Here is a 3,946-nt window from a genome sequence, read left to right on the forward strand (position 1 = left end):
CGTTGACTTGCGGCGTGTTGTTGTTATCCGGCCCGCCATAACAACAACATGCCGCAAGTCAACGAGTCAGGAGCGGCCGAGGGCGCGGTACTCCCAGCCCGCCGCGCGCCACCTCGCGGCGTCCAGGGCGTGGCGGCCGTCCACGATGCGCCGGTGGCCCACCACCTCGGCCAGCGCCTCCGGCTCCACCTCCCGGAACACCGACCACTCGGTCAGCAGGACGACCACGTCGGCGTCCTCGGCGACCTCGAACGCGCCGTCGCCGTACCGCAGGTCGGGGAAGGCGCGGCGGGCGTTGCCGAGCGCCGCCGGGTCGTAGACGCGGACGTCGCCGCCGAGCCCGTGCAGGGTGTGCGCCACGTCCAGCGCGGGCGCGTCCCGGATGTCGTCGGAGTTGGGTTTGAACGCGGCGCCCCACGCGGCGATCCGCTTGCCGGCGACGTCGCCGCCGAGGACCTCGCGGACGAGGTCGACGGTGCGGGCGCGGCGGCGCCGGTTGATGTCGTCCACCTGGCGCAGGAACGACACGGCCTGCCCGACGCCGATCTCCTCGGCGCGGTGCGCGAACGCGCGGATGTCCTTGGGGAGGCAGCCGCCGCCGAAGCCGAGGCCGGGCCGCAGGAACTTGCCGCCGATGCGGTCGTCGAGCGCGAGCGAGTCGGCGAGGTCCTTGATGTCGGCGCCGACCGCCTCGCACACCTCGGCCATCGCGTTGATGTAGGAGATCTTGGTGGCGAGGAAGGAGTTGGCGGCGACCTTGACCAGCTCGGCCGTGGCGAGGTCGGTGCGGACGACCGGCGTCCCCTGGTCGAGGACGGGTTTGAACGCCGCCCGCAGCCGCTCGTGCGCCCAGTCGGACGCGACGCCGAACACGAGCCGGTCGGGGTGCATGGTGTCGTCCACGCCGAAGCCCTCGCGGAGGAACTCGGGGTTCCACGCCAGCTCGACGTCCGTGCCCGCGGGCGCGAGCTCCTGGACGATCCCGGTGAGCCGCTGCGCCGTCCCGACGGGAACCGTGGACTTGCCGACGACGAGGGAGCGGCGGCGCAGGTGCGGCGCGAGGGAGCGGACGGCGGCCTCGACGTAGGACAGGTCGGCGGCGTCGGAGTCGGGGCGCTGCGGCGTCCCGACGCACAGGAAGTGGACGTCGCCGAACTCGCCGGCCTCCGCGTAGGAGGTGGTGAACCGCAGGCGGCCGGAGTCGAGCGCCTTGGTCAGCAGCTCGGGCAGGCCGGGCTCGAAGATCGGGGCCTCGCCGGCGGCCAGCCGTTCGATCTTCGCGGGGTCGGTGTCCACACCGAGGACCTCGAAGCCGAGGACGGCCATGCAGATCGCGTGCGTGGCGCCGAGATAGCCGGTCCCGATGACGGTCAGTCTCGGGGCGTCGGAATCCCCCTGTTCCATGCGCACCTCCCTTTGATTCGCGGTGTTCTCGCCTGACCGATCCTCCCACCGGCGTCCGCGCGGGCGGCGCCGGGTGCCGTGCCGGGGGCTCGCCCGCAGGTCGGAACGTGTGAGTCAGCTCACGCGCCGTACCCCGGACGTGATATCGATATGGCCTGCCTCCTCCGATTCGCGACGTTTGGGGGTGGTTGCCACTAGTTACCAGCGGGTAGCATGAGGTTGAGTTACTGACCAGTACGATGCGCGGGGCCGGCCTGGCACCGCAGGACTAAACGGAGTCTCGAATGGGGCACTACAAGAGCAACCTCCGGGACCTGGAGTTCAACCTCTTCGAGGTGTTCAGGCGCCAGGACCTTCTCGGCAGCGGCCCGTACGCCGACCTGGACGAGGACACCGCGCGCAGCATCCTGGACGAGATGGACCGGCTGGCCGAGGGCCCGCTCGCGGAGTCCTTCGAGGACGCCGACCGCAACCCGCCGGTGTACGACCCGGCGACCGGCACCGTCACGATGCCGGAGAGCTTCAAGAAGTCGTACCAGGCGTGGATGGACGCCGAGTGGTACCGCCTCGACCTCGGCCCGGACTTCGGCGGCACCGGCGCCCCGCGCTCCCTGACCTGGGCGGTCGCCGAGCAGGTCCTCGGTGCCAACCCCGCCATCTACATGTTCTCGTCCGGCCCGAGCTTCGCCCAGATCCTGTGGCGCATCGGCACCCCGGAGCAGAGGAAGTTCGCCGAGCTGGCCCGCGAGCGGCAGTGGGGCGCCACGATGGTGCTCACCGAGCCGGACGCCGGCTCCGACGTCGGCGCCGGCCGCGCCAAGGCGATCGAGCAGCCGGACGGCACCTGGCACATCGAGGGCGTCAAGCGCTTCATCACCTCGGCCGAGCACGACATGTCGGAGAACATCTTCCACCTGGTGCTGGCCCGTCCCGAGGGCGCGGGTCCCGGCACCAAGGGGCTGTCGATGTTCCTCGTCCCGAAGTACCTAGTGGACGTGGAGACCGGTGAGCTCGGCGAGCGCAACGGCGCCTACGTGACCAACGTCGAGAAGAAGATGGGCCTCAAGGTCTCCACGACCTGCGAGCTGACCTTCGGCGAGAAGCACCCCGCGATCGGCTACCTGGTCGGCGGCGTCCACGAGGGCATCAAGCAAATGTTCCTCGTCATCGAGCACGCGCGGATGATGGTCGGCACCAAGGCCATCGCCACCCTGTCCACCGGCTACCTGAACGCGCTGGAGTACGCGAAGGAGCGCGTGCAGGGTGCCGACATGACGCAGATGACGGACAAGACGGCCCCGCGGGTGACGATCACCCACCACCCGGACGTCCGGCGCAGCCTCATGACGCAGAAGGCGTACGCCGAGGGCATGCGCGCTCTGGTCATGCTCGCCTCGTCCTACCAGGACGAGGTGCAGATCGCCGAGTCCGAGGGCCGCAAGAACGAGACGGCGGAGAAGATCAACGACCTGCTGCTGCCGATCGTGAAGGGCTTCGGCTCGGAGCGCGCGTACGCGCTGCTCGGGGCCGAATCGCTGCAGACCCTCGGCGGGTCCGGGTTCCTGCAGGACTACCCGATCGAGCAGTACATCCGCGACTCCAAGATCGACACCCTGTACGAGGGCACCACCGCGATCCAGGGCCAGGACCTGTTCTTCCGCAAGATCGTCCGGGACAACGGCGAGGCGCTGAAGGTCCTCGCCGGCGACATCAGGGCCTTCGTCGAGTCGGACGCCGGCAACGGCCGGCTGAAGAACGAGCGGGCCCTCCTCGGCCGCGCCCTGGACGACGTGCAGGGCATGGTCGACCCGATGGTCGGCTGGGCGCTCGCCTCGATGGAGAACCCGAAGGAGCTGTACAAGATCGGGCTTAACTCGACCCGGCTGCTGATGGCCCTCGGCGACCTCATCGTCGGCTGGCTCCTGGCCCGCCAGGCCGAGGTGGCCCTCACCGCCCTCGGCGGCGGCGGAGTCTCCGACTCCGACAAGGCGTTCTACAACGGCAAGGTCGCGGCGGCGCAGTTCTTCTGCCAGACCGTCCTGCCCCGCCTGGCCGCCGACCGCGCCACGGTGGAGTCGACCACCCTCGACCTGATGGAGCTCCCCGAAGAGGCGTTCTAAGCCTCTTCCGCGTCCCGGCCCCCGCCAGCCCGCTCCTGGCGGGGGCCGCCGCGCGTCACATGGTCTCCAGCGCGGCCATCATGAGCAGCACCGAGAACGAGCACCCGGTGAGCAGAACGACACCGGAAGCGGCAAGCGCCAACCCCGCCGAGAAAAGGCGCCGCAACACGAGATACCCGACCACGGTGCCGAGGCAGACGAGCACGGGCAGGTAGGGGATGAACAGGGAGACGGCCCCTACCAACAGAGCGCAGGAAAGCGCCGCCGCCACCCTCCCCTCAACCTTGAGATCACCCCGCGTGACCACAAAGGCAGCGCCCCCGGCCACAACGGCACTAGCCATGATCATCAAAACGATGAAGTAATCCATGCACAGCCTCCGGCTCAGCGGCCCCCATAGGACACGTCACCCCCTTACGACC

3 protein-coding genes are annotated in these 3,946 nt (G+C 69.7%); 1 reads left to right on the top strand and 2 read right to left on the bottom strand.

The features are described 5' to 3' along the window. Positions 1–66 precede the first annotated feature (66 nt). A complete protein-coding gene (locus tag E1200_RS31750; RefSeq protein WP_131956111.1) occupies positions 67–1,404 on the bottom strand; it encodes a UDP-glucose/GDP-mannose dehydrogenase family protein in 1,338 nt (445 codons plus the stop codon). Between the two features lie 284 nt (positions 1,405–1,688). Between E1200_RS31750 and E1200_RS31755 the strand changes: the two genes are divergently transcribed. Then, positions 1,689–3,524: an acyl-CoA dehydrogenase gene (locus tag E1200_RS31755; protein WP_131956113.1), complete on the top strand. Its 1,836-nt coding sequence runs from the start codon at positions 1,689–1,691 to the stop codon at positions 3,522–3,524. Between the two features lie 55 nt (positions 3,525–3,579). On the opposite strand, the gene E1200_RS31760 is transcribed toward E1200_RS31755, so the two are convergent. Then, complete coding sequence (locus tag E1200_RS31760) at positions 3,580–3,894, bottom strand: hypothetical protein (RefSeq protein WP_131956115.1); 315 nt, start codon at positions 3,892–3,894, stop codon at positions 3,580–3,582. Between the last annotated feature and the right edge of the window lie 52 nt (positions 3,895–3,946).

Origin of the sequence: Actinomadura sp. GC306, assembly GCF_004348665.1 — a bacterium.
Lineage (GTDB): Bacteria > Actinomycetota > Actinomycetes > Streptosporangiales > Streptosporangiaceae > Spirillospora.

Coding starts and splice junctions, on each gene's coding strand:
- E1200_RS31750 (WP_131956111.1), bottom strand. CDS start 1,404: ATGGAACAGGGGGATTCCGACGCCCCGAGACTGACCGTCATCGGGACC.
- E1200_RS31755 (WP_131956113.1), top strand. CDS start 1,689: ATGGGGCACTACAAGAGCAACCTCCGGGACCTGGAGTTCAACCTCTTC.
- E1200_RS31760 (WP_131956115.1), bottom strand. CDS start 3,894: ATGGATTACTTCATCGTTTTGATGATCATGGCTAGTGCCGTTGTGGCC.